Below are 22493 nucleotides of genomic sequence, written 5' to 3' on the forward strand. Positions count from 1 at the left end.
CGGGGCGGTCGCCACCACCGCACCTATCGGGTGATTGCCGCGGAAACACCGGTCGGGCAGCCCCGCGCCTCGAGTTGCCGACCCGGCTGACCTGCCGCAGTCTTCCGCGCATGGCGACCTGTGACGTCTGTGGCAACGAGTACTGGATGGCCTTCGAGGTGCGCACCGTCGGTGGTGGCGTGCACACGTTCGACAGCTTCGAGTGCGCGATCCAGCGCCTCGCCCCGCGCTGCGAGCACTGCGACTGCCGGGTCATCGGGCACGGCGTGGAGGTGGAGGGCCGCTTCTTCTGCTGCGCCCACTGCGCCCGGTCCGCGGCCTCCGACCTGGGGGCGCAGATCCGCGACACCGTCGGCGCCCACCCCGGCTGACCGCCCGGTGCGAAACTGAGACGGTGAGGCGGTCACTCCCTCTCACTTCCGGTCAAGTGGAGCAGGTCATCCACTTGCGTGGCTACGTTGGTGGGCATGAACTTCAACAGACAGTTCGTCCACCGCGTCAACAGGTGGGTGGCGGGCCTGCGCGACGCACCGCTCGTCGGGAAGTTCGTGCGCAAGGGGATCACGGTCGTGTCCTACACGGGCAGGCGGTCCGGCCGCACGTTCACCACCCCCGTCGGCTACCGGCGCCGGGGCGACCTCGTCGAGATCCGGGTGGCGATGCCCGACGCCAAGACCTGGTGGCGCAACTTCGGCGGCGAGGGTGGCCCGCTCACGCTTGAACTCGATGGCGTGCAACGGACCGGACACGCGACATCGCACCGTGACGACCGAGGTCGTGTCACGGTGCGAGTGCGGCTGTAGCGGTCCTCACCTGGCCAGGGCGGCCAGCCGGCGCGGCTCCAGGAACGTGGCCAGCAGGTAGGCGGCGCCGCCCAGCACCGCCAGGACGCCGAAGAAACCGGCGCCGGGCACGAACAGTGCTGCGGCCGCGACCAGGGCGAGCCAGGTGCCGAGGTTGTAGTGCAGCGCGTTGCCGCGGACCGCGCCTTCGGCGATGTAGATGAGGCCGACGACGATGGTCGAACCGGCGGGCCAGAGCACGGTCTGCAACTCGGGCTCCTCGAACACGGTGCTCAGGCCGGTGATGGCGAGGGCGAGGGCCGCGAAGCCGGTGACCCAGGCGGTGCCGACCAGCTTCTCGGCGCGGCGGTGCGACTCCGGTGCTCCGCGCCGGGCCCGCAGCGACGAGGCCGTGGCGAAGACCGTGCCGCCGGCGAGGCCGGTGGCGAGCAGCGCGATCGGCAGCCAGGACGGCATCAGGACCAGGCCGGACCTGGAGAGCACGGCGGAGCCGTGGCCGAAGACGTAGGCGAACGCGAAGCTCAGGTAGGCGGCGCGGTTGTCGACCTCGTGGGTGGGAACGGCGACGGCGGCGCGGACAGCGGTGGCGTGCACGGTGGGTACCTCCGGGAAGTCAGATGAGTGAAGCGATCAGGCGCGGCGCCAGGGCGGCGAACCGGGGCGAGCGGCGGGTCGAGGCGCGCTGGTCGGCCAGGCCGTGCAGGCCCAGCCACAGCGTCAGGGCGTCGGCCGCGGGATCGGTGCGGCCGGAGCCGGCGAGGACTCGGGTGAACAGCCGCAGCGCCGGTGCGGCGAGGTCGGCCGCGCCGAACATCACGCGGTAGCGGCGCGGGTGTGCGACGGCGAAGTCCAGGTAGGCGAGGCCTGCCGCGTGGGCGCCGGTCGCGGCGAGAACGGTGGCCTCGAGGTCTTCGAAGGCCTGCTGGCACACGGCCGCCAGGATGGCCGGGGGAGCGGAGAAGTGCTGGTAGACCGCCGAGGTGGGCAGGCGGGCCGCGCGTGCCACGGCTCGCAGCGTCACGGCGCGGTCCGCGTCGACCAGGGCGGTCGCCGCCGCGACGACGGCCTCGCGGCAGCCGGGCCTGCTCACGGCTCCGGGACGATGACGACCTTGCCGAGGACGGTGCGCGACTCGGCCAGCGCGAGCGCGGCGGCGGCGGCGGACAACGGGACGCGGGCGGCGATCTGGGGCCGGAGCGCACCGGTGCCGACCAGGCGGAGCACCTGGACGAGGTCCTCGCGCAGCCGGGCGCGGAACGCCGAGGTGCGGAACCGCTTGCCCGCCCAGAAGTTGTAGAAGCCCGCCTTCTTGCCGTTGGGCAGGAGGTTCCACAACGCCAGTCGTGCGAAGAGCAGCAGCACCGGGAGCATCGCGTTGCCGGGCTCGTCCTTCGTCGCCGCCGTGCCGTAGTTGACCAGCGTGCCGCCGCGGCGCAGCAGCTTCCACGACTCCTCCAGGCCGGCGCCGCCGACGTGGTCGAACACCGCGTCGACACCGTCGGGCGCGAGCTCGCGGATGCGGTCGTACATGTGCGGGTCGCGGTAGTCGACGGGGATGGCGCCGAGCTCGCGCACCGCGTCGTGGTGGCGCTGCGACGCCGTGCCGATCACCTCCAGGCCGGCGTGCTTCGCGAGCTGGACGAGCGTCGAGCCGACCCCGCCGTTGGCGCCCAGCACGACGATCGTGCCGCCGCGCTCGACCTTCGCGGTGCGGTGCAGCATCTGCCACGCCGTGACGCCGTTGACCGCGACGGTCTCGGCCGCGGCGGCGTCGACGCCGTCCGGCACGGGCACCAGGTCGGCGGCCTCGACGACCAGGTGGCTGGCCCACGCGCCGACCTTCGTGACCGCCGCGAACCGGTGCAGCTCCAGCGCAGGGTCAACGCCCGGACCGACGGCGACGACGGTGCCGACGACGTCGTAGCCCGGCACGAAGGGGAACGCCGGCTGGTTGTAGTACTTGCCGAGGCGCATCTGCTGCTCGGCGAACGAGACTCCGGTGGCCTCCATGCGCAGGACGACCTGGCCCTCCGCCGGTGCGGGCAGGTCGCGGACCTGCAGGTGCAGGCCGTCGGGTTCGACCACGCCGGGCAGGACGACCTCCGTGGCGCGGATGGTGGCGGTGGCGTTCATGGGCTGGCTCCTCGCGGCTCGTTGACTTACATCCATAAGCTAACGCCCGTAAGTTAACGAGCGCAAGACCTAACGCCCATAAACTTTCACGTGTATGGTTACGGCCGTGACGAACACGGAACCGCGCAGGCGCAACCGCAGGGGCGAGGGCGGGAAGCTGCGGGACGAGATCATCGCCGCGGCGGTCGCCCTCCTGGACGAGGGCGGCGACGAGCGCGCGGTCACGCTGCGCTCGGTCGCCCGCAAGGCGGGGATCGCGGCTCCGTCGATCTACGCGCACTTCGCGGACCAGCCGTCGATCATGCTGGCCGTGGTGCGGCAGGAGATGGACCGCCTGGCCGCGGCACTGCGCGAGGCGGACGAGCGGGCGGGCCCGGACGCGCGCGCCCGGCTCTTCGCGGTGTGCCACGCCTACCTCGACCTCGCGAGGGAGCACCCGCAGCGCTACCGGATCATGTTCGGCGGCCTGTGGACGCCGTCGGCGGAGGTCACCTCGATCACCGACGACGACCTGGAGTCACTGGGCCTGGAAGCCCTCACGCTGCTCGCGGACGTGCTCGGCGCCTGCGTGGAGGCGGGGATCGCGCACGGCAGCGACGACCTCTACGGCGACGCGGTCGCGTTGTGGCTCGGCCTGCACGGCCTCGCACACCAGCGGGCCGTGGTGCGCACGATGCCGGGACCGGCCGATGTGGCCGAGCGCCTGATCAAGGCGCTCGCACACCTCAGGTAGAGCAGCACCTCAGGGGGCCTCGAACAGGGTCGACACCGACTCGCCGACGTTGATCCGCCGCATCGCCTCCGCCATCGCGGGTGCGATCGACAGCACCGTCAGCTTCGGCACGACCTTGCCGGGCGGGATCGGGACGGTGTTCGTCGCGACGATCTCCAGCACGTCGTCGAACGCCTGCAACCGGTCCAGCGCCCCGGCGGAGAACAGCCCGTGCGTGCAGGCCACCCGGATCGACCGCGCGCCGCGCTCCCGCAGCTTGTCCAGCAGCTCCACCACGGTCGACCCCTTGGCGATCTCGTCGTCCAGGACGATCACCTCGCGCCCGGCCACGTCACCGATCACCGTCGAGATCTGCACCTTGTCCTCGGCGAAGCGCTGCTTGGCGCCGGCCGCGACCGGCAGCCCGAGGATGCGGGCGAAGTGCGCGGCCTCCTTGGCGTTGCCGAGGTCGGGGGACACGACGACGGTGTTCGACAGGTCGTACCGCGAGAAGTGCGCGGCCAGTTCGCGCAGTGCGTGCAGGTGGTCGACGGGCACCGAGAAGAACCCGTGCACCTGCGGGGAGTGCAGCGTCATCGCCAGCACGCGGGAGGCGCCGGCGGCCACCATCAGGTCGGCGACCAGCCGGCCGCCGATGGAGATCCGCGGCGCGTCCTTCTTGTCCGAGCGCGCGTAGGCGTAGTGCGGGAGCACGACGGTGGTGCGCGCGGCCGAGGCGCCGCGCGCGGCGTCCAGCATCAGGAGCAGCTCGACCAGGTGCTCCTGCACCGGCGGCACCAGTGGCTGGATCAGGAACACGTCCCGCTCCCGGCAGTTGGCCTGCAACTGCACCTCGAGGCAGTCGTTGGCGAACCGGGTCAGGCGGCTGGGCGAGAGGTCGACGCCGAGGTGCCGGCAGATCTCGGCGGCGAGGTCGGGATGGGCAGAACCACTGAAGACAGCGATGTCACGCACACCCAGAACCTAGTCGACGACCAGCACCAGCTTGCCGTCCCGGAAAAAGGGCGTCAGGTTGCCGCGCGTGTCGACGGTGTGCGTGCCGCGCGGCAACACGGCCTCGATAGCCGTGAACGCCAGGATGTCCGAGACACCGTGACGGCCGCGCAACGACCGTTGACCCTGGAACCGCAGAGCGCGCCCCTCGCGGCGGTACTGGTGGGCCTCGGCAGCGGCGGAAGCGCCTGCTCGCAGCGCCTCCGGACCCACCAGGCGCCCCGAGGACGCCCCGCGCACGGCGACCCCGAAGCCCTGTTCGACGAGTGAGGTCACCACCGCGTCGGACGGGGGTACCGGCAGGAGGAAGGACATCGCGAAGTGGCCGTCGACGTCGTGCACCACGACCGTCCTGGCCGTGGTGAGCGCTGTGTCGTGCAGTTCGAGCGCGATCTTCTCCGCTTCCCAGCGGTTCTCGTACCCGGCGTCGGCGCCGAGGAAGGTGCCGGTCACCTGACCTCCACGAAGATCGGGTTGGTGTAGCACCACAGGTCCTCCCACGGGTTCGCGGCTCCCGGAGCGTCCGCCTGCGGTTCGAACGCGCCGCGGTTGCCGTCGGTTCCGCGCAGCCGGACGTAGAACGGATCCCGGACGTTGCGGAACGTGTGCGTGAAGACCGCATAGTGCCAGCGCGGCTCATAGGACCGCTCGACCTTCACATGTGGCGTCGACAACGATTCGGTCGAGGCCGGTCCGCTCACCGCTCCCTTGATCAGGTCCAGCCTGCGCAACCTCGGGACGAACCCGGCGCTGTTCGGACGGGTCGCCAACCGCACCTTGACCAGCACGGTCACGTCCGAGCCGCGCCGCACGCGCAGGCGTCCGCCCATCGTTTCCACGCCGCCGGCACCGTGCGCGGTGAACCGCAGGTCGTCGACCAGCCCGCCGTGCGAGACCCAGGCCCGGCCGGCGCGGAGGCCCTCCATCACGCCGCCGCGCGTCCGCCGGGTCGCGCCGACGACGGTCCGGGAGAACTCGCAGGGGAAGAAGTCGACGTAGGGCGGCAGCACCTGGGGCGGCCCCGCGTCGACCGGGTCGAGGTGCTTGCCGGTGAGGTCGAACTGCCCGCCCGGCTCCGGCACGCGGACGATCGTGTCGCGCGAGTTGAAGTGCGAGTCGGAGTTCGACGTGATCCACCAGCCGCGGCCCTCGGCGAGCAGCGAGTCCCAGACGCCGCCGAGCTTCGCCGTCATCCAGTCGAACCCGCCGTAGGTCCGGTAGGCCTCGGCCGGGTACGCGGCGTACGAGTTCGAGCCGGGGCTGTTCGCGTAGCCGCCGCGGTGGCCGCCGGGGCCGCGCACCGGGTCGCCGTCGCCCTGCGCGCCGGGAGCGGCCTCCATGCCGACAACGATGTCGGGTGCCAGGTCGCGCATGGCCCGCAGCTCGTGGGGCGCCACCCGGCCGTTGCGCATCGGGTGGTTCACGAAGACCAGCGCGGACTTCATCGTGCCGTTGCGGATCTTGGCCTGGAGGAACCGGATCGCGTCCAGCGCCTTCTTCTCGTTGGCCGGGGTGGACGCCTCGGCGCCGTTGAGGCGCCAGTCGAACTGCCGCTCGAAGTCGCGCAGCAGACCGGCCTCGTCGCGGCAGTCCTCGAAGAACACCGTCGCGTGCTCGGCGCCGGGGACGTTCCACTCCATGCCGTGCCACAGCAGCAGCTGCGGGAACTTCTGCTGCGCCTTGCGCAGGTCGGCCGCCGTCGCCTCGACGGAGTGCGCCTCGTGCGAGGCGTGGCCGTGGTCGGTGATCACGAGCCAGTCCGTGCCGTGCCGCAACGCGCCGCGGACCTGCTGCTCGATGGTGTACATGCCGTCGTACGAGTACTGCGTGTGCGTGTGGTGGTCACCGGAGAGCCAGTGGTAACGCGAGGACGCGGAGGCACTCCCGGCACCCAGCACGCCCGCCACGCCCAGCGCACCTGCTCCCTGCAGGAAGCGCCTGCGGGCTACTTCGGACACGGCTGATCCTCCACACGACTGGTCGGGGTCCGTGGAGGCTAGAGCGATCGGGTGAGGCGCAGGTAGCCGCTGAGTGGCGGGCGGGAGAACGATCCCCGCAGGTCCGTCACAGCGGCAGCAGGTCGATCCCGTCCAGGAACGGCAGCGCGCCCGTCCCCTGCAGCGCGGCGAGTCCGAGCCACACCGACAGGATCGTCACGATCGGGCCGACGATCGCCATCTCGACCACGCCGCCGGTCTTCATCCGCATGATCTTCGGCGGCGCCACCGGGTACCACGTCTTGCCCATGATCGGCACCGGCCACAGGATCGGGCAGCCCTGCTCGGTGATCGCGTCGCCGACGTAGTGCGCGAAGCACCCGACACCGACCGCGATGCCGCACGCCGCGGCGGAGGCGCTGGTCTGCGCGGTCCACGCGATCATCGCCCACGTGATGCCCGCGGAGACCGCGGTGATCAGCAGCGCGTCCTGCTTGGGGCACCAGTCGTTCATGATGCCGCGCACCGCGAGGCCGGCGAACACGAACATCAGCACCGGCAGCGCCCACTTCTGGCTGTTCTGCACGACCGCGGTGGTGAAGACGGCCGCGAACAACGCGAAGACGAGCGTGTGGGTCAGACCGCGGTGCCCGCCGTCGCGCTTGGAGTCCTTCTTGGTCCGCGTCGTCCGGTAGACGAAGCTGCTCAGCGCGTTGATGCCGGCCGACAGGCCGCCGCTCAGCGCGCCGAACGTGCGCGAGATGGTCGAGCCGGGGTGGTCGAGGTCGGGCAGGAGGGCCGCGCCGGTGGCGAGGACCGCGCCGACGGCCCAGCTCTGCGGCGAGAGCTGGCCGATCGGGTGCGCGGACGCGAGTGCGGTGGTGGCGCTCCAGGCGAGCAGCCCGCTCATCGCATGTGTTGGCCCAGTCGACACTTACGCCCCTTCTGATGATCACCCGACAGCGACGAGAGTAGTCGCTCGCACGTTCGAACGCGGTCGTATCCCAACACGCCTGCCGGGGCGGTTCTGTCGCACTCGACGTGGTAGCCATGGAGGAGCACCGCGTCCGCTGCTGGGCCATGACGCGAGGGCTATGGTGCGCCTGAATCGGTGTAACCAGGGTCGCAGGCACGGACGGGCGGTTTACCAGTACGCTTGTCTTGCTTGCATCGTCGCGAGAGGAGCGCCCGGAGTTATGGGCAAGATCAAGGTTCAGGGCACCGTCGTCGAGCTCGACGGCGACGAGATGACCCGGATCATCTGGCAGTTCATCAAGGACAAGCTGATCCACCCGTACCTGGACGTCACTCTGGAGTACTACGACCTGGGCATCGAGCACCGGGACGCCACGGACGACCAGGTCACGATCGACGCCGCCAACGCCATCAAGAAGCACGGCGTCGGCGTCAAGTGCGCCACGATCACGCCGGACGAGGCGCGCGTCGAGGAGTTCGGCCTGAAGAAGATGTGGGTCTCGCCGAACGGCACGATCCGCAACATCCTCGGCGGTGTCGTCTTCCGCGAGCCGATCATCATCTCGAACGTCCCGCGCCTGGTGCCCGGCTGGACCAAGCCGATCATCATCGGCCGCCACGCGCACGGTGACCAGTACAAGGCCACCAACTTCAAGGTGCCCGGCGCCGGCAAGCTCACGATCACGTTCCAGCCGGAGGACGGCTCGGAGCCGATCGAGCACGTCGTCACCGACTTCCCGGCGGAGGGCGGTGTGGCGATGGGCATGTACAACTACAACAAGTCCATCGAGGACTTCGCCCGCGCCTCGTTCTCCTACGGCCTGCAGCGGGGCTACCCCGTCTACATGTCCACGAAGAACACGATCCTGAAGGCCTACGACGGCCAGTTCAAGGACATCTTCCAGCGCGTGTTCGACGAGGAGTTCAAGGCGGACTTCGACGCCAAGGGCCTCACCTACGAGCACCGCCTCATCGACGACATGGTCGCCGCGGCCATGAAGTGGGAGGGCGGCTACGTCTGGGCGTGCAAGAACTACGACGGTGACGTCCAGTCCGACACGGTCGCGCAGGGCTTCGGCTCGCTCGGCCTGATGACCTCCGTCCTGATGACGCCGGACGGCAAGACCGTCGAGGCCGAGGCCGCGCACGGCACCGTGACGCGCCACTTCCGCCAGCACCAGGCGGGCAAGCCGACCTCGACGAACCCGATCGCGTCCATCTTCGCGTGGACCCGCGGCCTCATGCACCGCGGCAAGCTGGACAACACCCCCGAGGTGATCCGCTTCGCCGAGGCGCTCGAGGAGGTCGTGATCGAGACCGTCGAGTCCGGTCAGATGACCAAGGACCTGGCCCTGCTGATCAGCAAGGACCAGGCGTGGCTGACCACCGAGGACTTCCTCGCCGCGCTGGACGAGAACCTCAAGAAGAAGATGGCGTCGTTCTGACCGTCGCCTGATCCGAGCACGCGAGAAGGCCACCCCGGTCACACCGGGGTGGCCTTTCCCGTTCCCGCGTCACCCGGAAGGTTCCTCTTGCGGGTGGTTGCCGCGCCAAGCCGTCCACAAGGGACGTTCAGCCGCTATATCTGCAGACCAGGGCAGTCGGCGGTACAGGAGGCGGCGTCATGCTGGGTGTTCCGGTCAGGGGTTTGATCGTGATTGGGGTGCTGGGCGTCGCCGGCGCGATGTACGCGGTGAACGGCGGCGTGCCGATGGGCAGCGACAAGGGCGCGGACATCTGCAAGATCACGGTGACCGCGGACATCCTCAACGTCCGCTCGGGTCCCGGTGACATGCAGCCGATCGTCTCCACGATGCCGCGCGACGCGGTCGCCGACGCCCAGGACCGGGTCGAGAACGGGTACCGCATGCTGGGCGACCGGCGCTGGGTGAGCCAGGAGTTCGTGGCGCTGACCAGCGACTCCACCTGCCGGTAGGCGGACGGCGCCGGAAAGCCCTTTCCGGGCTCGGCGCCACGACCATAGGATTGCTCCGGGTGGCCCGGCAGAGGCCGCCGGGACGCGCCGCCACGTGTTCGCACTGCGTGCGGCGAAGGGACGTACCCGGTGGCGGTCACGAGTTCCGTGGTGTCCGACCGCGAGCGCGAGCTGGCGGTGCTGCGCGGCGCGCTGGAGGAGGCCGCCGCGGGCGCGCCGGCCGCGGTGTGCGTCGAGGGAGCCGTGGGCACGGGCAAGTCGGCCGTGCTGGGCGAGACCGCGCGGACGGCGCGCGAGCTGGGCTTCGAGGTCTTCCGCGTGCAGTGCTCCGGCACGGCGTCGCGGCTGCGGTTCGGCCTGCTCGACGAGGCCATCGGCGGCGCGGCGGACCGCCGGCTGCACCGGCTGGTGCACGAGGTGTCGGCGGGCTCGCCGGTGCTGGTCGCCGTCGACGACGTGGAACGGGCCGACGAGCCGTCGTTGCGCTTCCTCCTCCACCTCCGCGGACGGCTGGGCCGGCTGCCCGTGGCCTTCGTCGTGACGCGGGGACTCGCTGCCGCTGGAGGCCCGTTGCTGCGCGCGGTGATCGGTGACGCCCGCCCGGTCCGGCTCACCGGGCTCGACCGGCCGGCGTGCGCCCGGTTCCTGTGCGCGGTCCTCGGCCGCGAGGTGACCGGCGAGGTCGTCACCGAGTGGCGGGAGGCGACCGGCGGCAACCCGTACCTGCTGCGGTTGCGTGCACGCGACCTCGGGGAACGCGCGGGCGAGCTGGTCGCCCGGCTCGCGCTGGCCGGTCCACGGGTGCTGGCGCTGGCGCGGGCCTCCGCCGTGCTCGGCGAGGCGGATCCCGCACTGGCGGGTGCGGTGGCGGGACTGACGCCCCATGAAGCCGTGGAGGCCTCACGGACGTTGACCGGTATGGGTTTCGCGGGCGTACCGATGGTGTTCTCGACGTTGGCGCAGAGCACCACCGCGTCGGAGCGTGCGGCCGTTCACGCGCGGGCGGCCCGGTTCCGCCACGACGAGCGGGCGCCGGCCGAGGAGGTGGCGGCGCACGTGCTGGAGGCCGCGCCGATCGGCGAGGAGTGGGTGCGCGAGGTGCTGCTGACGTGCGCCCGCCAGTCCACTTCGGACAGGGCGGTCGTCCTCCTGCGCAGGCTGCTGCGCGAGCCGCTGCCGGACGCGGTCCGCGGCGAGGTGCTGGTGGAGCTGGCCGAGAGGCGGTCGAGCACTCGTCGCTGACCCCGCACCTCCCGAGGTTTGACCAGGTCAACGCCCTGTCTGAGGTGTGGCAGACTGGATGGCATGTTGCGGAACATGTTCCGGTGGGGCCGGACCAGGGGCGTCACGCAGTGCTCCTGCGACCCCGAGTGGCAGGGCCTCTACACCGAGATCGACGGCCAGCGCCAGCTCGCGCTGCCCCGCGACGAGATGGCCACGATCGTCGGCTACCTCGACCTGACGGCCCACTGCGCCGGCTGCGGCGCCGAGTACCCGAAGCCGTGGGGTCTGGCCTCCAAGTAGGCTGCCCGGTCGTGCTCACGGTCTCCACGGTCAACGTCAACGGTCTGCGCGCCGCCGCGAAGAAGGGCTACCTCGCGTGGCTCTCCGCTTCTTCCGCGGACGTGGTGTGCCTGCAGGAAGTACGCGCGGAACCCTCCGAACTGGCTCCCGAGCTCCACTCACCCGACGGCTGGTACGGCGTGTACGCGCCGTCGTCGTTGAAGGGCCGCGCGGGCGTGGGAATCATGTCGCGCGTTGAGCCGTCGTCGGTCCGTGTGGGCTTCGGCGCCTCCGAGTTCGAGGCGAGCGGCCGGTACGTGGAGATCGAGCTGCCGGGCGTCGTCGTTGCCTCGCTGTACCTGCCGTCCGGCGACGTCGGCACCGAGAGGCAGGACGAGAAGGACCGCTTCATGGCGGCTTTCCTGCCGTACTTGGTGTCGCTGCGCGAGAAGGCGGCTGTGTCCGGCCGTGAGGTGCTCGTGTGCGGCGACTGGAACATCGCGCACCAGCAGGCCGACCTGAAGAACTGGCGCACGAACCAGAAGGAAGCCGGCTTCCTGCCGTACGAGCGCGAGTGGATGACCTCCGTGTTCGCGTCGGGCTACAACGACGTGGTGCGCGCGCTCCACCCCGACGTTGCCGGGCCGTACTCGTGGTGGTCGTACCGCGGCAAGGCATTCGACAACGACTCGGGCTGGCGGATCGACTACCAGGTCGCCACCGACGGACTGGCCAGCCGGGCGGTCTCGGCCGTGGTGGAGCGGGCCGCGACGTACGCGGAGCGCTGGTCGGACCACGCTCCCGTGACGGTCGTGTACTCCGGCTGACCGGAGCCCTGGGGCCTACTGCTTGGACTTGGTTTCGATCATTTTCGCGCCCGGCCTGTGTACGGAGCGGTTCGTGCCCGTGACCTTGTAGTCGGCTGTTTCGTCCATCAGGAACCGGGTGTGTCCGTCGTCGAAGAGGATGACCCGGCACCCGTCGCTGACCTGGAAGCGCCAGCTGGGCGTCACCCTGGCGTTGCCGGGTTGCCGAATAGCGGTGAACTCGAACATCTTCCTGTCCTCGGGCAGGGTCTGCTCGTCGGTGTTCGAGCGCACGGCGTTTCACCGCGTCCCCCTGCTGGGCACGTGTCCGCTGCTCCGACTGACCCAGCCCACCCGGCCTTTATCGCTCCCGCCCCCTCCCTGACCACTCGATTTCACCCGCCCGCTCCCTGAACATGAACACGATTCACTATCGACGAATCGGGAGAGCGTTCATGACGGGCTTCAACCGCCGCAACTTCCTGCTGGCGCTGGGCGTGGGTGCCGCGGGCGTGCCGCTGCTGGACGCGCAAGCGATTGCCTCGACGGCGGGCACCACGCTGGAGGAGACGGCGGTGCCGGTCGGCACCGGCGGTTACCGCAGGCTCGCGGCGGGTCCGGGCTGGCCCACCGTGGTGCGCACCGACCTCGTCGGGGCCAAGGCGGGCAGGGAGGCGCGGCGCCAGGCGCTCGCGAGCTTCGTGCAGTTCTCCGACATGCACATCTGCGACGCCCAGAGCCCGCTGCGCTTCGAGTACCTGCACCCGATCATGGGCTCCAGCGCGCACCGGCCGCAGGAGGCGCTCACGGCACAGGGCTCCACATCGCTCGTGAAGCGCGTCAACGCCGTGCGCCGCGGTCCGCTCACCGGCAGGCCGTTCGACTTCCTCATGACCACCGGTGACAACACCGACAACCACGAGAGCATCGAGCTCGACTGGTTCCTCACCATCCTCAACGGTGGCCGCATCACGCCGAACACCGGCGACAGCCGGTACGAGGGCGTGCAGAACGCGGGCCTCTCGACGTTCTGGCAGCCCGACCTCAGCGGGACCGACGACTACAAGGCCGCCGGTTTCCCGCGGCTGCCGGGACTGCTCGACGCGGCGGTCCGGGAGTTCACCAGCCCCGGCCTGGACATCCCCTGGTACGCCACGATCGGCAACCACGACGACAGCGTGGTCGGCGCGCTCCCGGACGGACTGCTCGACGGCTGGTACACCGGGCGCAAGAAGATCGTCGGCTTCGGCGACCCCGTGCAGAACGCCAAGGTCGCGAAGGCCTTCAACGATCCCGCGGCCCTTCCCGAGGCACTCGCGATCCTTACCAACGGTGGCGTCGTAAGGACTGTCACGCCTGATGATCGGCGCAGGCTGTTCGACACCGGTGAGTACGTGCGCAAGCATCTGCCGACCGGTGGACATGGGTACACGGATGCCAACGCGGATGGGGTTGACGTCTTCTACACGTTCCGGATGGCGCCCGGCGTCACCGGCATCAGCATGGACACCACGAACCTCGCCGGCTTCTCCGAGGGCTCGATCGGGTTGCACCAGCTCAACTGGATCGAGAGGACCCTCAGGCGCAACAGCTCGCTCTACTACGACTGGCTCGGGTTGCCGCGGCGGCAGGACGTCACCGACGAGCTGTTCGTGCTCTTCAGCCACCACACGAGCAAGTCGATGGGCAACGTGCTGCCGGACCGGCGCCGGCCGCTCGACCCGCGGATGAACGGCGACGCGCTCGTCAACCTGTTGCACCGGTTCCCGAACGTGCTGGCGTGGGTCAACGGGCACACGCACCGCAACGTGATCACGCCGCACCGGCACGAGACGCCGAGCCGGAGCTTCTGGGAGATCAACACCGCCGCGCACGTCGACTACCCGCAGCACGCTCGCGTGATCGAGGTCGCGGACAACGGGGACGGCACGTTGTCGCTGTTCACGACCCTGCTGGAAGCCGACGCGCCGTATCAGGTCGACTACGACGACCGCAGCGACACGGCTCTCGCGAGCCTGTGCCGGGAGTTCACCTACAACGACATCCACTCGCGGACGGACCCGCTGGGCACGCCGCTGGACCGGAACGCGGAGCTGCTGGTCGCGGTTCGGTGAGTGGGATGTCCCACAGCCGGTCGCACCTGATCAGGAATTTCGGCGGCCTAAGGTCGTTGACGTGGCAGTGGACATCTCGATAACCGCACCTCAGCCCCGTCCGAGCGCGGCGGCCATGCGGCGCGCGCTGCGCCGGGCCGCCGACGGCGCTGTGCTCGACGCGACAGAGGCCTCCGTGCTGCTGCACGCGCGCGGGGAGGACCTGGACGCGCTGCTGGCCGCCGCGGGCCAGGTGCGGGACGCGCACCTGCTCGCCGAGGGGCGTCCCGGGGTCGTCACGTACAGCCGGTCGGTGTTCATCCCGCTGACCAGGCTGTGCCGCGACCGTTGTCATTACTGCACGTTCGCGACCGTGCCGCACAAGCTGCCCGCCGCGTTCCTCGAACGCGACGAAGTGCTGGAGATCGCCCGCGCGGGCGCCGCGCAGGGCTGCAAGGAAGCGCTCTTCACGCTCGGCGACCGGCCGGAGGACCGCTGGCCCGCCGCTAAGGAGTGGCTGGAGGCGCGCGGCTACGAGTCCACTTTGGACTACGTGCGCGCCAGCGCCATCGCGGTGCTCGAGGAGACCGGGCTGCTGCCGCACCTCAACCCCGGCGTGCTGAGCTGGGAGGAGCTGACCCGGCTGCGGCCCGTCGCGTCCAGCATGGGCATGATGCTCGAGACCACGGCCGAGCGGCTGTGGAGCGAGAAGGGCGGCCCGCACTACGGCAGCCCGGACAAGGACCCCGCCGTCCGCCTGCGGGTCCTCACCGACGCGGGACGCGTGAACGTCCCGTTCACCACCGGCATCCTCATCGGCATCGGGGAGACCCTCGCCGAGCGCGCCGAGTCGCTGCTCGCGCTGCGCCAGGTCGCCAAGCAGTACGGGCACGTCCAGGAAGTGATCATCCAGAACTTCCGCGCCAAGCCGGACACGGCGATGCGCGGCATGCCCGACGCCGACCTGACCGAGCTCGCCGCCACGATCGCCGTCGCACGCCTGGTGATGCCGTCGGCGGTGAGCGTGCAGGCGCCGCCGAACCTGGTGGGCGGCGAGTTCGGCCTGATGCTGCGCGCGGGCGTCGACGACTGGGGCGGCGTCTCGCCGGTCACGCCGGACCACGTCAACCCCGAGAAGCCGTGGCCGCAGGTCGACAGGCTCGCCGAGATCACCCGCGAGGCGGGGTTCTCGCTGCGGGAGCGGCTCAACGTCTACCCGCGCTACGTCCGCGCGGCGGCGGGGCAGTGGATCGACACCCGGCTCACCGCGCACGTCTCCGCGCTGGCGCTGGAGAACGGCCTCGCGAACCCGGACGCGCCCGTGGTCGGCCGCGAGTGGCAGGAACCGGACGGCGGGCTCGACACGTACGGCCGCGCGGACCTGAACACCGCGATCGACACCGAGGGCCGCACCGGCGACCGCCGCGGCGACTTCGACGAGGTCTACGGCGACTGGGACGAGCTGAAGGTTCCCGTTGCGCCGCAACGGCTCTCCGCGGACGTCCAGCGCGGGCTGAAGATCGCGGCGAACGACCCGGCCGCCCTGCTCGGCGACACCGACGCCGCGATGGCGCTGCTGACCGCGGACGGCGAGGCGCTCGAGGAGGTGGTGCGCCTCGCCGACGACCTGCGGCGCGAGGTGGTCGGCGACGACATCACCTACGTCGTCAACCGGAACATCAACTTCTCGAACGTCTGCTACGTCGGCTGCCGCTTCTGCGCCTTCGCCCAGCGCGAGCGCGACGCGGACGCGTTCCGGCTGAGCGCGGAGGAGGTCGCGGACCGCGCGCAGGAGGCGTGGGACTCCGGCGCCACCGAGGTCTGCATGCAGGGCGGCATCGACCCCAAGCTGCCGGTGACGTACTACGCGGACGTCGTGCGCGCGATCAAGAAGCGGCTGCCCGGGATGCACGTGCACGCGTTCAGCCCGATGGAGATCGTCTCCGCCGCCGCCAAGGCCGGTGTGAGCGTGCGCGAGTGGCTCACCGAGCTCAAGGAAGCCGGGCTGGACACGATTCCCGGCACGGCGGCCGAGATCCTCGACGACGACGTGCGGTGGGTGCTGACCAAGGGCAAGCTGCCGACCGCGACCTGGCTCGACGTCGTCGCGACGGCGCACGAGCTGGGCATCCGCTCGTCGTCGACGATGATGTACGGCCACGTGGACCACCCCGGCCACTGGCTGAGCCACTTCCGCGTGCTCGCGGACCTCCAGGACCGCACCGGCGGGCTCACCGAGTTCGTCGCGCTGCCGTTCGTGCACCGCAACGCCCCGATCTACCTCGCCGGCGTCGCCCGTCCCGGCCCCACCCGCCGCGACAACCGCGCCGTGCACGCGTTCGCGCGGTTGGCGCTGCACGGGCGGATCGACAACATCCAGTGCTCGTGGGTCAAGCTCGGCGACGAGGGCACCGCGGAGATCCTCAACGGCGGCGCGAACGACCTGGGTGGGACGCTCATGGAGGAGACCATCAGCCGCATGGCCGGGTCAGAGCACGGGTCCGCGCGCACTGTGCGTGAGCTTCACGGCATGGCTTCGCTCGCAGGGCGTAACGCGTGTCAGCGGACTACGACATATGGGCGAGTGCGAACCGATCATCGGTGACCGATAGTCTGATTCGGCGCATCGACGCTACCGGTCATCGGTAGCTTGGCGGCCAATCAGTCAGCGAGGTTCACCCTTCCGGGGTGGATTTCTGCCTTGGGGAGGCTCCACAAGTGCACGAACTGGGTCTGGTGCTGAGTGCTGCTGCGGTCGAGAGCAGCATGACCGGTACTGCTGCCGGCCCCGTCGGCCTGATCGCGGTCACGGCCGGGGCGGGCGGTCTGCTGTACGGCCTGGTGAAGCGGCGCAAGCCGGCCACGGTCACCGCGGCCAACCAGCGGATCGACCTGGGTCCGCAGGACACCGCGCAGAGCTGATCCACCCGGTCTGAGAAGATTTCTCCCGTGTCCACGGAGAACGCGCCCGCAGAAGGCACCACCGCGCCCGCCAAGCGCCCCCGGGTCCTGTCCGGCATCCAGCCGACGGCGGGATCGTTCCACCTCGGCAACTACCTGGGTGCGGTGCGGCAGTGGGTGGCGCTGCAGGAAGACCACGACGCGTTCTACTGCGTCGTCGACCTGCACGCGATCACCGTGGAGCAGGACCCGAAGCAGCTCCGCCAGAACACCCGCGTCTCGGCGGCGCAGCTGCTCGCGCTGGGCATCGACCCGGACCACGCGACGCTGTTCGTGCAGTCGCACGTGCCGGAGCACGCCCAGCTCGGCTGGGTGATGCAGTGCCTGACCGGGTTCGGCGAGGCGTCGCGGATGACGCAGTTCAAGGACAAGTCCGCGCGCCAGGAGCAGTCCGTCGGCGTGGGCCTGTTCACCTACCCGATCCTGCAGGCCGCGGACATCCTGCTGTACCAGGCGCACTACGTGCCGGTCGGCGAGGACCAGCGCCAGCACCTGGAGCTGACCCGCGACCTCGCCACGCGCTTCAACTCGCGCTACGGCAAGACGTTCCGCCTGCCCGAGGTCTACATCGTCAAGGACACGGCCAAGATCTTCGACCTGCAGGACCCGACGGCGAAGATGAGCAAGTCGGTGCCCGGCGGTGTCGTCGAGCTGCTGGAGGACCCGAAGCGCTCGGCCAAGAAGATCCGCTCCGCCGTCACCGACGCGGGCCGCGAGATCGTCTTCGACGTCGAGAACAAGCCCGGCGTCTCGAACCTGCTGACGATCTACTCGGCGCTGACCGGCCGGACGGTCGAGTCGCTGGTGGCCGACTACGACGGCAAGGGCTACGGCGACCTGAAGAAGGACCTCGGCGAGGTCTTCACCGAGTGGGTCACGCCGGTGCAGGAACGCGTGAAGACGTACCTCGACGACGTGGCGTCGCTGGACAAGATCCTGGCGCGTGGTGCCGAGCGCGCCCGCGAGGTCGCCGCCGGCACGTTGCGCCGGACGTACGAGAAGATCGGCTTCGTTCTGCCCGAGTAGTGCGCTTGCACTAGCGTCTCCGCTGTGGACAAGTGGCGGCGGAAGTACGCGTGGCTGGACCACATCGTGCGCGCGTACGAGCGCTTCACGGAGAGATACGGCACCCACTACGCCGCCGCGGTCACGTACTTCAGCGTGCTCTCGCTCGTGCCGATGCTGATGATCGGGTTCGCCGTCGCCGGTTTCGTGCTGCAGTCCCAGCCGGACCTGCTCGCCGAGCTGCGGTCGGCCATCGCCGAGGCCGTGCCCGACCAGGAGCTCAGCGGGCAGGTCAACGAGGCCGTGAACACCGCCCTGGACTCCAAGGGCACGGTCGGCGTGATCGGTCTGCTCGGCGCCGCCTACTCCGGGCTGGGGTGGATGAGCAACCTCCGCGACGCCCTGACGGCGCAGTGGGGCCACGCCAAGGAGAACCTGCCGTTCTTCGGCACGCTGTGGCGCGACCTGCTGTCCCTGGTCGGCCTGGGGCTCGCGATCGTGCTGTCGTTCGGCATCACCGCCGCCGGCACCGGCTTCGCCGAGCAGATGCTCCGGTGGCTGGGGCTGGAGAACGCCGGCTGGGCGCACGTCCTGCTGCGGATCGGCACGATCGTGCTGTCGCTGCTCGCGAACTGGCTGGTGTTCCTGTGGGTGCTGTCCCGGCTGCCGCGCAAGCGCGTCGGCTGGCGCAGCGCGCTGCGCGGGGCGCTCGCGGCGTCGATCGGGTTCGAGGTCCTGAAGCAGGCCGCCACGATCTTCCTGTCGTTCGTGACGAGGTCGCCGACGTCGGCCGCGTTCGGGTCGGTGGTCGGTGTGCTGGTGTTCGCGAACCTGGTGGCGCAGTTCCTGCTGTTCATCGCGGCCTGGACCGCCACCGCCAGGGAGAACCGCGAGCCGGAGGTGATCGCCGCTCCGCCGCCCGCGGTGATCTCGCCCGTGGTGACGATGCGCTCAGGGCCTCCGCCGTCGTTGATGCTCGGGGCCGGTGCCGTCGTCGGGGCGCTGCTCGGGCTCCGGTGGCGCCGCCGTTAGCACGCGGCCAGGAACGGCGAAGGCCCCCGGCGCACGCGCCGGGGGCCTTCGTTCCGGGCTCTCAGACGCCCTGAGCCGCCTGTGCGGCCTGGCGGCGTGCCCGCGCCGCCTTCGCGCGCTTGTTGCGGATGTAGAGGAACACAGCGGCCAGCAGGCCGATGCCCGCCGCCGCCGTGATGGGCAGGCCGACGGTGCCGAACGCGGTCGGCGTCTGGCGGCCCGTGCGCGAGTCACCGGCGGCGGCGTCCTCGTTGTCACCGGCGCTCTGGGTGGGGACCACGTTCTGCTTGGGCTGCGGGGCGCCGTCGACGAGCTTGCCGACGCCGCCGGGGCCCATGGCGAAGCCGTAGTCGAGCAGCTTCGCGGCCTGGGCGTCGATGCGCGTGGGCGTCTGCTGGCCGCGCAGCAGCACGACGACGAGCCGGCGGCCGTTGCGCTCGGCGGCACCCACGTAGGTGTGCTGCGAGTCGTCGGTGAAGCCGGTCTTGCCGCCGATCGCGCCCTCGTAGTTGCTGAGCAGGCGGTTGTCGTTCGTCAGCATGATCGTGCCGCCGTTGCGGCCGGGGAACTGCGCCTGCTTGAGCTTGATGGCGTTCGCGAACTCCTCGTACTTCATCGCGCCCCGGAAGATCAGGCCGACGTCGTAGGCGGAGGTGCTGGTGCCGGGGGCGTCCAGGCCGGACGGCGTCACCGCGCGGGTGTCGAGCGCGCCGAGCTCCTTGGCCATGGCGTTCATCTTGCGCAGGGCGTTCGGCACACCGCCGAGCTGGCGGGCCAGCGTGTGCGCCACGTCGTTGCCCGAGGTGAGCAGCAGGCCGTGCAGGAGCTGGCGGACCGTGTACTGGCCGCCGTCGCGCAGGCCGACGCAGGTGCACTCCTGCTGGGTGTCCTCGGCGCTGGCGGTGACGACGAGGTCGCCGCGCAGCTCCTTGGCCACGACCATCGCGAGGAGCACCTTCATGATGCTCGCCGGGCGCTGGCGGCCGTGCGGGTCGTAGGCGGCGAGGACGGCGCCGCTGTCCATGTCGGCGAGCAGCCACGACGCCGCGGTGATGCCGCTCGGGGGCTGCGCCGAGTTGGGCGGCAGGATCAGTCCGCACTCGCCGAGCCGGTCGCCGCCGATCGGCTTCTCGGGCACCTCGAGCGGAGTCGGGGCCTTCTGGCCGGGCGCCGGCTGCTCGGAGGTGTCCACCGGTGGCGGCGGGGTCTCGCGGTTGGCGCACTGAGCCGAGCCGGCGGCCTGCTGTGCGGTGCCGGTCGGTGCGGCGAACGCGGCTGTGGCCGTTGCTAGGACCAGGGCGACGATGAGCCGTTGGGTGAAGGGCACGCCTCCAGGCTATCCACCCCCGTTTGACGTCGTGCACGCACCACGTCCGATACTGGTCGCCGTGAAGCTCTCGCGCCCGATGTCACTCTTCCTGGTGGCTTTCGGAGTGTGGTCGTGGGTGATCTGGCCCACGTTCCTGAAGAACATCTGGAAAGACCCCCGTTCGTTCAGCGACGGACCTACGTCGTTCTTCACCGTGCACCTGGTGCTCGTGATCGCCTCGCTCGTGTTCGGCACCGTCATCGGGGTGCTGGGCGCGCGGGGTCTCCTCGCCACTCGACGTCGATAAGGAAACGCTGTGGAGTTCGTACGCCTCCTGCTGGTCTTCCTGCACCTTCTGGGCATGGGCATGCTCGTCGCGATGATCATGTTGCAGGCGAGGGCCGGCAAGGACGCGCCGGTCAACAAGGGCTGGCTGCACGGCGCCGCCCTCCAGCTGCTCACCGGCGTGGCGCTGGTCGGCATCGACCCGCTGGTCGGCGCGGTGCAGTACGACCACGTCAAGATCGGCGTGAAGCTGCTGGTCGTCGTGGCCATCGCCGCCGTCGTGGCGATCAACGTGAACAAGCCCAAGGCGCCGTCCTGGCTGATGCCGACCGCCGCCTCGCTCGTCGTGCTGAACGTGGGGATCGCGGTCTTCTGGACCTGATCGGGCGATGTGGCGGCCACGCGCGGGTGACGTCCGCCCACTGCGCGGGCGACCTGCTGTACCTGGCGGAACCATCCGTGGAATGTCACGTATCGCCTACATCGGTGTGCTCACCGCCGGAGCGGTGTTGACTGTCGTCGCACTGCACGGTGCCGCCCCGGAAGCCTCGGCCTCCGGGGACGGCCGGGTGTGCGCTGCTGCGTGGTGCCCGAAAGAACGCCCGTGGTCTCCCAGAGGTGAGGAGCCGCCGTCGTCGACCACGACGACGAGCACCACCACCTGGACGGATCCGTCCACGGCCACGTCCACGACCACGTCCGCCACCACGTCGTCCTCGTCGTCGTCCTCGTCCTGGTCGTCTTCGTCGACGACCACCACTCCGCCGACCTCGACCGCGCCTTCGTCGTCCACTCAGCCGGACACGACCACCACCACCACCACCACCACCACGCCGGCGACCAAGCCGCCGGCCACCGGCCAGCACCCGAAGCCGCCTCACCACCAGGACGGCCACCTGGCCGCCACGGGTGCCTCGATCGGCTGGGTGCTGCTGCTCGGTGTGCTGCTCCTCACCGGCGGCGCGCTCCTGCTGCTGGCAGACCGCGCCAGGCGCCTCTCCCGGCGCTGATCATCAAGAACTGTCGGTGGTGCTCGTCACACTGACGACATGCGAATCGAACGACTGCGCGAACGCAGCGATCTCGGTGTCATCAGCATCACCACCCTCAGGGCGCTGGGGGTCGCGAACCCCTGGCCGAAGTGCCGCCCAGGCGGGCCGTGGCAGCGAATGCACCCTGGCGTGGTGCTCCTGCACAACGGCCCGCCCACGCGCGACCAGCAACTCACCGCGGCCCTGATGCGCGCCGGACCGGGTGCGGTCGTCACCGGCGCCGAAGCGTGCCGCCGCCACGGCCTGCCGGCCAGAGGCCGGGAGATCCACGTCCTGGTGCCGGGTTCCGCGCGCGGAAGTGGCGCGCTGGTCGTCGAACGAGCCTCGCCGATGCCCCCGTCGTCCGACATGGGCGGCTTCCCCGTGGTGTCCGCGGCCCGCGCCGTAGTCGACGCGTGCCGGCAGCTGCGTTCCGCGGACGAGGCCACGGCGCTGGTCGCCGCCGCCATCCAGAAGGGCCGCTGCACGCCGGAGACCCTGGCGCTGGAAGCACGGACCAACCGCTACGGCACCAAGCTGGTCCGCGAGGTGCTGAGGGAGCTGGGGCGTGCGGAATCCGTGGCGGAACGGGACGCGCGACGGTTGTCCCGCAAGATCGGCCTGACCACCCCGCACTGGAACGCCACGATCGTCGACGCCGACGGCGTGGTGATCGGCAGGCCCGACGCGTGGTTTGACGACGTCGGGCTGGCCTGGGAGATCGACTCGCGCGCGTTCCACTACGAGCCGCAGGACTACGAGCGGACTCTCACGCGCAACAGCCGGTACGCGGCGGCTGGAATCCTCGTCGTGCAGACGTTGCCGACCCGGTTGCGGGACTGCCCGGAGGCGGTGGCTCGGGAGCTGAAGAAGGCGCACCGGGCTGCTGCGGCACGGCCACGCCCACCGGTGCAGATCGTGAGGTGACGGCACACTCCGCCGTAGCCGCTCCGCCCCC

Annotated in this window: 26 protein-coding genes; 17 read left to right on the top strand and 9 right to left on the bottom strand. The window is 70.5% G+C overall.

Features of this window, described 5'->3' with window-relative positions; translation table 11 throughout:
- The first annotated feature begins 110 nt into the window (after nt 1–110).
- Together BMW88_RS04485 and BMW88_RS04490 are read left to right on the top strand one after the other, a co-directional pair.
- Nucleotides 111–371, top strand: coding sequence for a Prokaryotic metallothionein (locus tag BMW88_RS04485; protein ID WP_089949218.1), 261 nt, complete (start codon nt 111–113; stop codon nt 369–371).
- A 96-nt stretch (nt 372–467) separates the two neighbouring features.
- Nucleotides 468–803: a PNPOx family protein gene (locus BMW88_RS04490; RefSeq protein WP_089949219.1), complete on the top strand. Its 336-nt coding sequence runs from the start codon at nt 468–470 to the stop codon at nt 801–803.
- Between the two features lie 6 nt (nt 804–809).
- On the opposite strand, the gene BMW88_RS04495 is transcribed toward BMW88_RS04490, so the two are convergent.
- From BMW88_RS04495 to BMW88_RS04505, 3 genes are read right to left on the bottom strand one after another with little or no spacing between them, the layout of a single operon-like run.
- Nucleotides 810–1397: an ABC transporter permease gene (locus tag BMW88_RS04495; RefSeq protein ID WP_089949220.1), complete on the bottom strand. Its 588-nt coding sequence runs from the start codon at nt 1395–1397 to the stop codon at nt 810–812.
- A gap of 19 nt (nt 1398–1416) precedes the next feature.
- On the bottom strand, nt 1417–1893 hold the full coding sequence (locus BMW88_RS04500; RefSeq protein ID WP_089949221.1) for a TetR/AcrR family transcriptional regulator: 477 nt from the start codon (nt 1891–1893) through the stop codon (nt 1417–1419).
- Complete coding sequence (locus BMW88_RS04505; RefSeq protein WP_089949222.1) at nt 1890–2936, bottom strand: medium chain dehydrogenase/reductase family protein; 1047 nt, start codon at nt 2934–2936, stop codon at nt 1890–1892. The genes BMW88_RS04500 and BMW88_RS04505 overlap by 4 nt, the downstream gene beginning before the upstream one ends.
- Nucleotides 2937–3042: 106 nt before the next feature.
- On the opposite strand from BMW88_RS04505, the gene BMW88_RS04510 reads away from it, so the two are divergent.
- Nucleotides 3043–3669, top strand: a complete 627-nt coding sequence (locus tag BMW88_RS04510; RefSeq protein ID WP_218147985.1) for a TetR/AcrR family transcriptional regulator — start codon at nt 3043–3045, stop codon at nt 3667–3669.
- Nucleotides 3670–3678: 9 nt separating this feature from the next.
- On the opposite strand, the gene BMW88_RS04515 is transcribed toward BMW88_RS04510, so the two are convergent.
- From BMW88_RS04515 to BMW88_RS04530, 4 genes are all read right to left on the bottom strand, one after another.
- Complete coding sequence (locus BMW88_RS04515; protein WP_089949224.1) at nt 3679–4623, bottom strand: ribose-phosphate diphosphokinase; 945 nt, start codon at nt 4621–4623, stop codon at nt 3679–3681.
- Between the two features lie 9 nt (nt 4624–4632).
- Nucleotides 4633–5115, bottom strand: coding sequence for a hypothetical protein (locus BMW88_RS04520; protein ID WP_245777551.1), 483 nt, complete (start codon nt 5113–5115; stop codon nt 4633–4635).
- Entirely contained in the window at nt 5112–6620 is a 1509-nt protein-coding gene (locus BMW88_RS04525; RefSeq protein WP_089949225.1) for a PHP domain-containing protein, read from the bottom strand. Before BMW88_RS04525 ends, BMW88_RS04520 begins: the two co-directional genes overlap by 4 nt.
- Nucleotides 6621–6726: 106 nt before the next feature.
- Nucleotides 6727–7533 (bottom strand): metal-dependent hydrolase, encoded by an 807-nt coding sequence (locus BMW88_RS04530; protein ID WP_089949226.1) that lies wholly within the window; start codon nt 7531–7533, stop codon nt 6727–6729.
- A gap of 262 nt (nt 7534–7795) precedes the next feature.
- Between BMW88_RS04530 and BMW88_RS04535 the strand changes: the two genes are divergently transcribed.
- The 5 genes from BMW88_RS04535 to BMW88_RS04555 all read left to right on the top strand — a co-directional run bounded on the left by BMW88_RS04535 (nt 7796) and on the right by BMW88_RS04555 (nt 11840).
- Nucleotides 7796–9019, top strand: a complete 1224-nt coding sequence (locus BMW88_RS04535) for an NADP-dependent isocitrate dehydrogenase (protein ID WP_089949227.1) — start codon at nt 7796–7798, stop codon at nt 9017–9019.
- Between the two features lie 209 nt (nt 9020–9228).
- Entirely contained in the window at nt 9229–9510 is a 282-nt protein-coding gene (locus tag BMW88_RS04540) for an SH3 domain-containing protein (protein ID WP_143115963.1), read from the top strand.
- 129 nt (nt 9511–9639) lie between these two features.
- Nucleotides 9640–10752: an ATP-binding protein gene (locus BMW88_RS04545; protein WP_089949229.1), complete on the top strand. Its 1113-nt coding sequence runs from the start codon at nt 9640–9642 to the stop codon at nt 10750–10752.
- 63 nt (nt 10753–10815) lie between these two features.
- A complete protein-coding gene (locus BMW88_RS04550; RefSeq protein ID WP_089949230.1) occupies nt 10816–11034 on the top strand; it encodes a hypothetical protein in 219 nt (72 codons plus the stop codon).
- 11 nt (nt 11035–11045) lie between these two features.
- Nucleotides 11046–11840 (top strand): exodeoxyribonuclease III, encoded by a 795-nt coding sequence (locus BMW88_RS04555; protein ID WP_089949231.1) that lies wholly within the window; start codon nt 11046–11048, stop codon nt 11838–11840.
- A 15-nt stretch (nt 11841–11855) separates the two neighbouring features.
- Here BMW88_RS04555 and BMW88_RS04560 read toward each other — a convergent pair whose 3' ends face one another.
- Nucleotides 11856–12068, bottom strand: coding sequence for a hypothetical protein (locus BMW88_RS04560; protein WP_177220936.1), 213 nt, complete (start codon nt 12066–12068; stop codon nt 11856–11858).
- A gap of 206 nt (nt 12069–12274) precedes the next feature.
- Here BMW88_RS04560 and BMW88_RS04565 point away from each other — a divergent pair, with 206 nt between their 5' ends.
- The 5 genes from BMW88_RS04565 (at nt 12275) to yhjD (ending at nt 18910) form a co-directional block, all read left to right on the top strand.
- Nucleotides 12275–13933: a TIGR03767 family metallophosphoesterase gene (locus BMW88_RS04565; protein ID WP_089949233.1), complete on the top strand. Its 1659-nt coding sequence runs from the start codon at nt 12275–12277 to the stop codon at nt 13931–13933.
- A gap of 61 nt (nt 13934–13994) precedes the next feature.
- Nucleotides 13995–16517 (top strand): bifunctional FO biosynthesis protein CofGH, encoded by a 2523-nt coding sequence (locus BMW88_RS04570; RefSeq protein WP_089949234.1) that lies wholly within the window; start codon nt 13995–13997, stop codon nt 16515–16517.
- A gap of 113 nt (nt 16518–16630) precedes the next feature.
- Nucleotides 16631–16834: a hypothetical protein gene (locus BMW88_RS04575; RefSeq protein WP_089949235.1), complete on the top strand. Its 204-nt coding sequence runs from the start codon at nt 16631–16633 to the stop codon at nt 16832–16834.
- Between the two features lie 27 nt (nt 16835–16861).
- On the top strand, nt 16862–17899 hold the full coding sequence (trpS, locus tag BMW88_RS04580; protein ID WP_089949236.1) for a tryptophan--tRNA ligase: 1038 nt from the start codon (nt 16862–16864) through the stop codon (nt 17897–17899).
- A gap of 24 nt (nt 17900–17923) precedes the next feature.
- Nucleotides 17924–18910 (top strand): inner membrane protein YhjD, encoded by a 987-nt coding sequence (gene yhjD, locus BMW88_RS04585; protein WP_089949237.1) that lies wholly within the window; start codon nt 17924–17926, stop codon nt 18908–18910.
- Between the two features lie 61 nt (nt 18911–18971).
- On the opposite strand, the gene BMW88_RS04590 is transcribed toward yhjD, so the two are convergent.
- Nucleotides 18972–20237: a D-alanyl-D-alanine carboxypeptidase family protein gene (locus tag BMW88_RS04590; RefSeq protein ID WP_089949238.1), complete on the bottom strand. Its 1266-nt coding sequence runs from the start codon at nt 20235–20237 to the stop codon at nt 18972–18974.
- A gap of 61 nt (nt 20238–20298) precedes the next feature.
- On the opposite strand from BMW88_RS04590, the gene BMW88_RS04595 reads away from it, so the two are divergent.
- The 4 genes from BMW88_RS04595 to BMW88_RS04610 all read left to right on the top strand — a co-directional run bounded on the left by BMW88_RS04595 (nt 20299) and on the right by BMW88_RS04610 (nt 22462).
- Entirely contained in the window at nt 20299–20526 is a 228-nt protein-coding gene (locus BMW88_RS04595; protein ID WP_089949239.1) for an SCO4848 family membrane protein, read from the top strand.
- A 9-nt stretch (nt 20527–20535) separates the two neighbouring features.
- Nucleotides 20536–20886 (top strand): hypothetical protein, encoded by a 351-nt coding sequence (locus BMW88_RS04600; RefSeq protein ID WP_089949240.1) that lies wholly within the window; start codon nt 20536–20538, stop codon nt 20884–20886.
- Between the two features lie 82 nt (nt 20887–20968).
- Nucleotides 20969–21514: a hypothetical protein gene (locus BMW88_RS43100; RefSeq protein ID WP_177220937.1), complete on the top strand. Its 546-nt coding sequence runs from the start codon at nt 20969–20971 to the stop codon at nt 21512–21514.
- Between the two features lie 39 nt (nt 21515–21553).
- Nucleotides 21554–22462, top strand: coding sequence for a hypothetical protein (locus tag BMW88_RS04610; RefSeq protein WP_089949241.1), 909 nt, complete (start codon nt 21554–21556; stop codon nt 22460–22462).
- Nucleotides 22463–22493 lie beyond the last annotated feature (31 nt).

The sequence above is a fragment of the Lentzea xinjiangensis genome (assembly GCF_900110955.1).
Classification (GTDB): Bacteria; Actinomycetota; Actinomycetes; order Mycobacteriales; family Pseudonocardiaceae; genus Lentzea; species Lentzea xinjiangensis.

Coding starts and splice junctions, on each gene's coding strand:
- BMW88_RS04610 (WP_089949241.1), top strand. CDS start 21,554: ATGCGAATCGAACGACTGCGCGAACGCAGCGATCTCGGTGTCATCAGC.
- BMW88_RS04535 (WP_089949227.1), top strand. CDS start 7,796: ATGGGCAAGATCAAGGTTCAGGGCACCGTCGTCGAGCTCGACGGCGAC.
- BMW88_RS04505 (WP_089949222.1), bottom strand. CDS start 2,936: ATGAACGCCACCGCCACCATCCGCGCCACGGAGGTCGTCCTGCCCGGC.
- BMW88_RS04550 (WP_089949230.1), top strand. CDS start 10,816: ATGTTGCGGAACATGTTCCGGTGGGGCCGGACCAGGGGCGTCACGCAG.
- BMW88_RS43100 (WP_177220937.1), top strand. CDS start 20,969: ATGTCACGTATCGCCTACATCGGTGTGCTCACCGCCGGAGCGGTGTTG.
- BMW88_RS04485 (WP_089949218.1), top strand. CDS start 111: ATGGCGACCTGTGACGTCTGTGGCAACGAGTACTGGATGGCCTTCGAG.
- BMW88_RS04560 (WP_177220936.1), bottom strand. CDS start 12,068: ATGTTCGAGTTCACCGCTATTCGGCAACCCGGCAACGCCAGGGTGACG.
- BMW88_RS04490 (WP_089949219.1), top strand. CDS start 468: ATGAACTTCAACAGACAGTTCGTCCACCGCGTCAACAGGTGGGTGGCG.
- BMW88_RS04565 (WP_089949233.1), top strand. CDS start 12,275: ATGACGGGCTTCAACCGCCGCAACTTCCTGCTGGCGCTGGGCGTGGGT.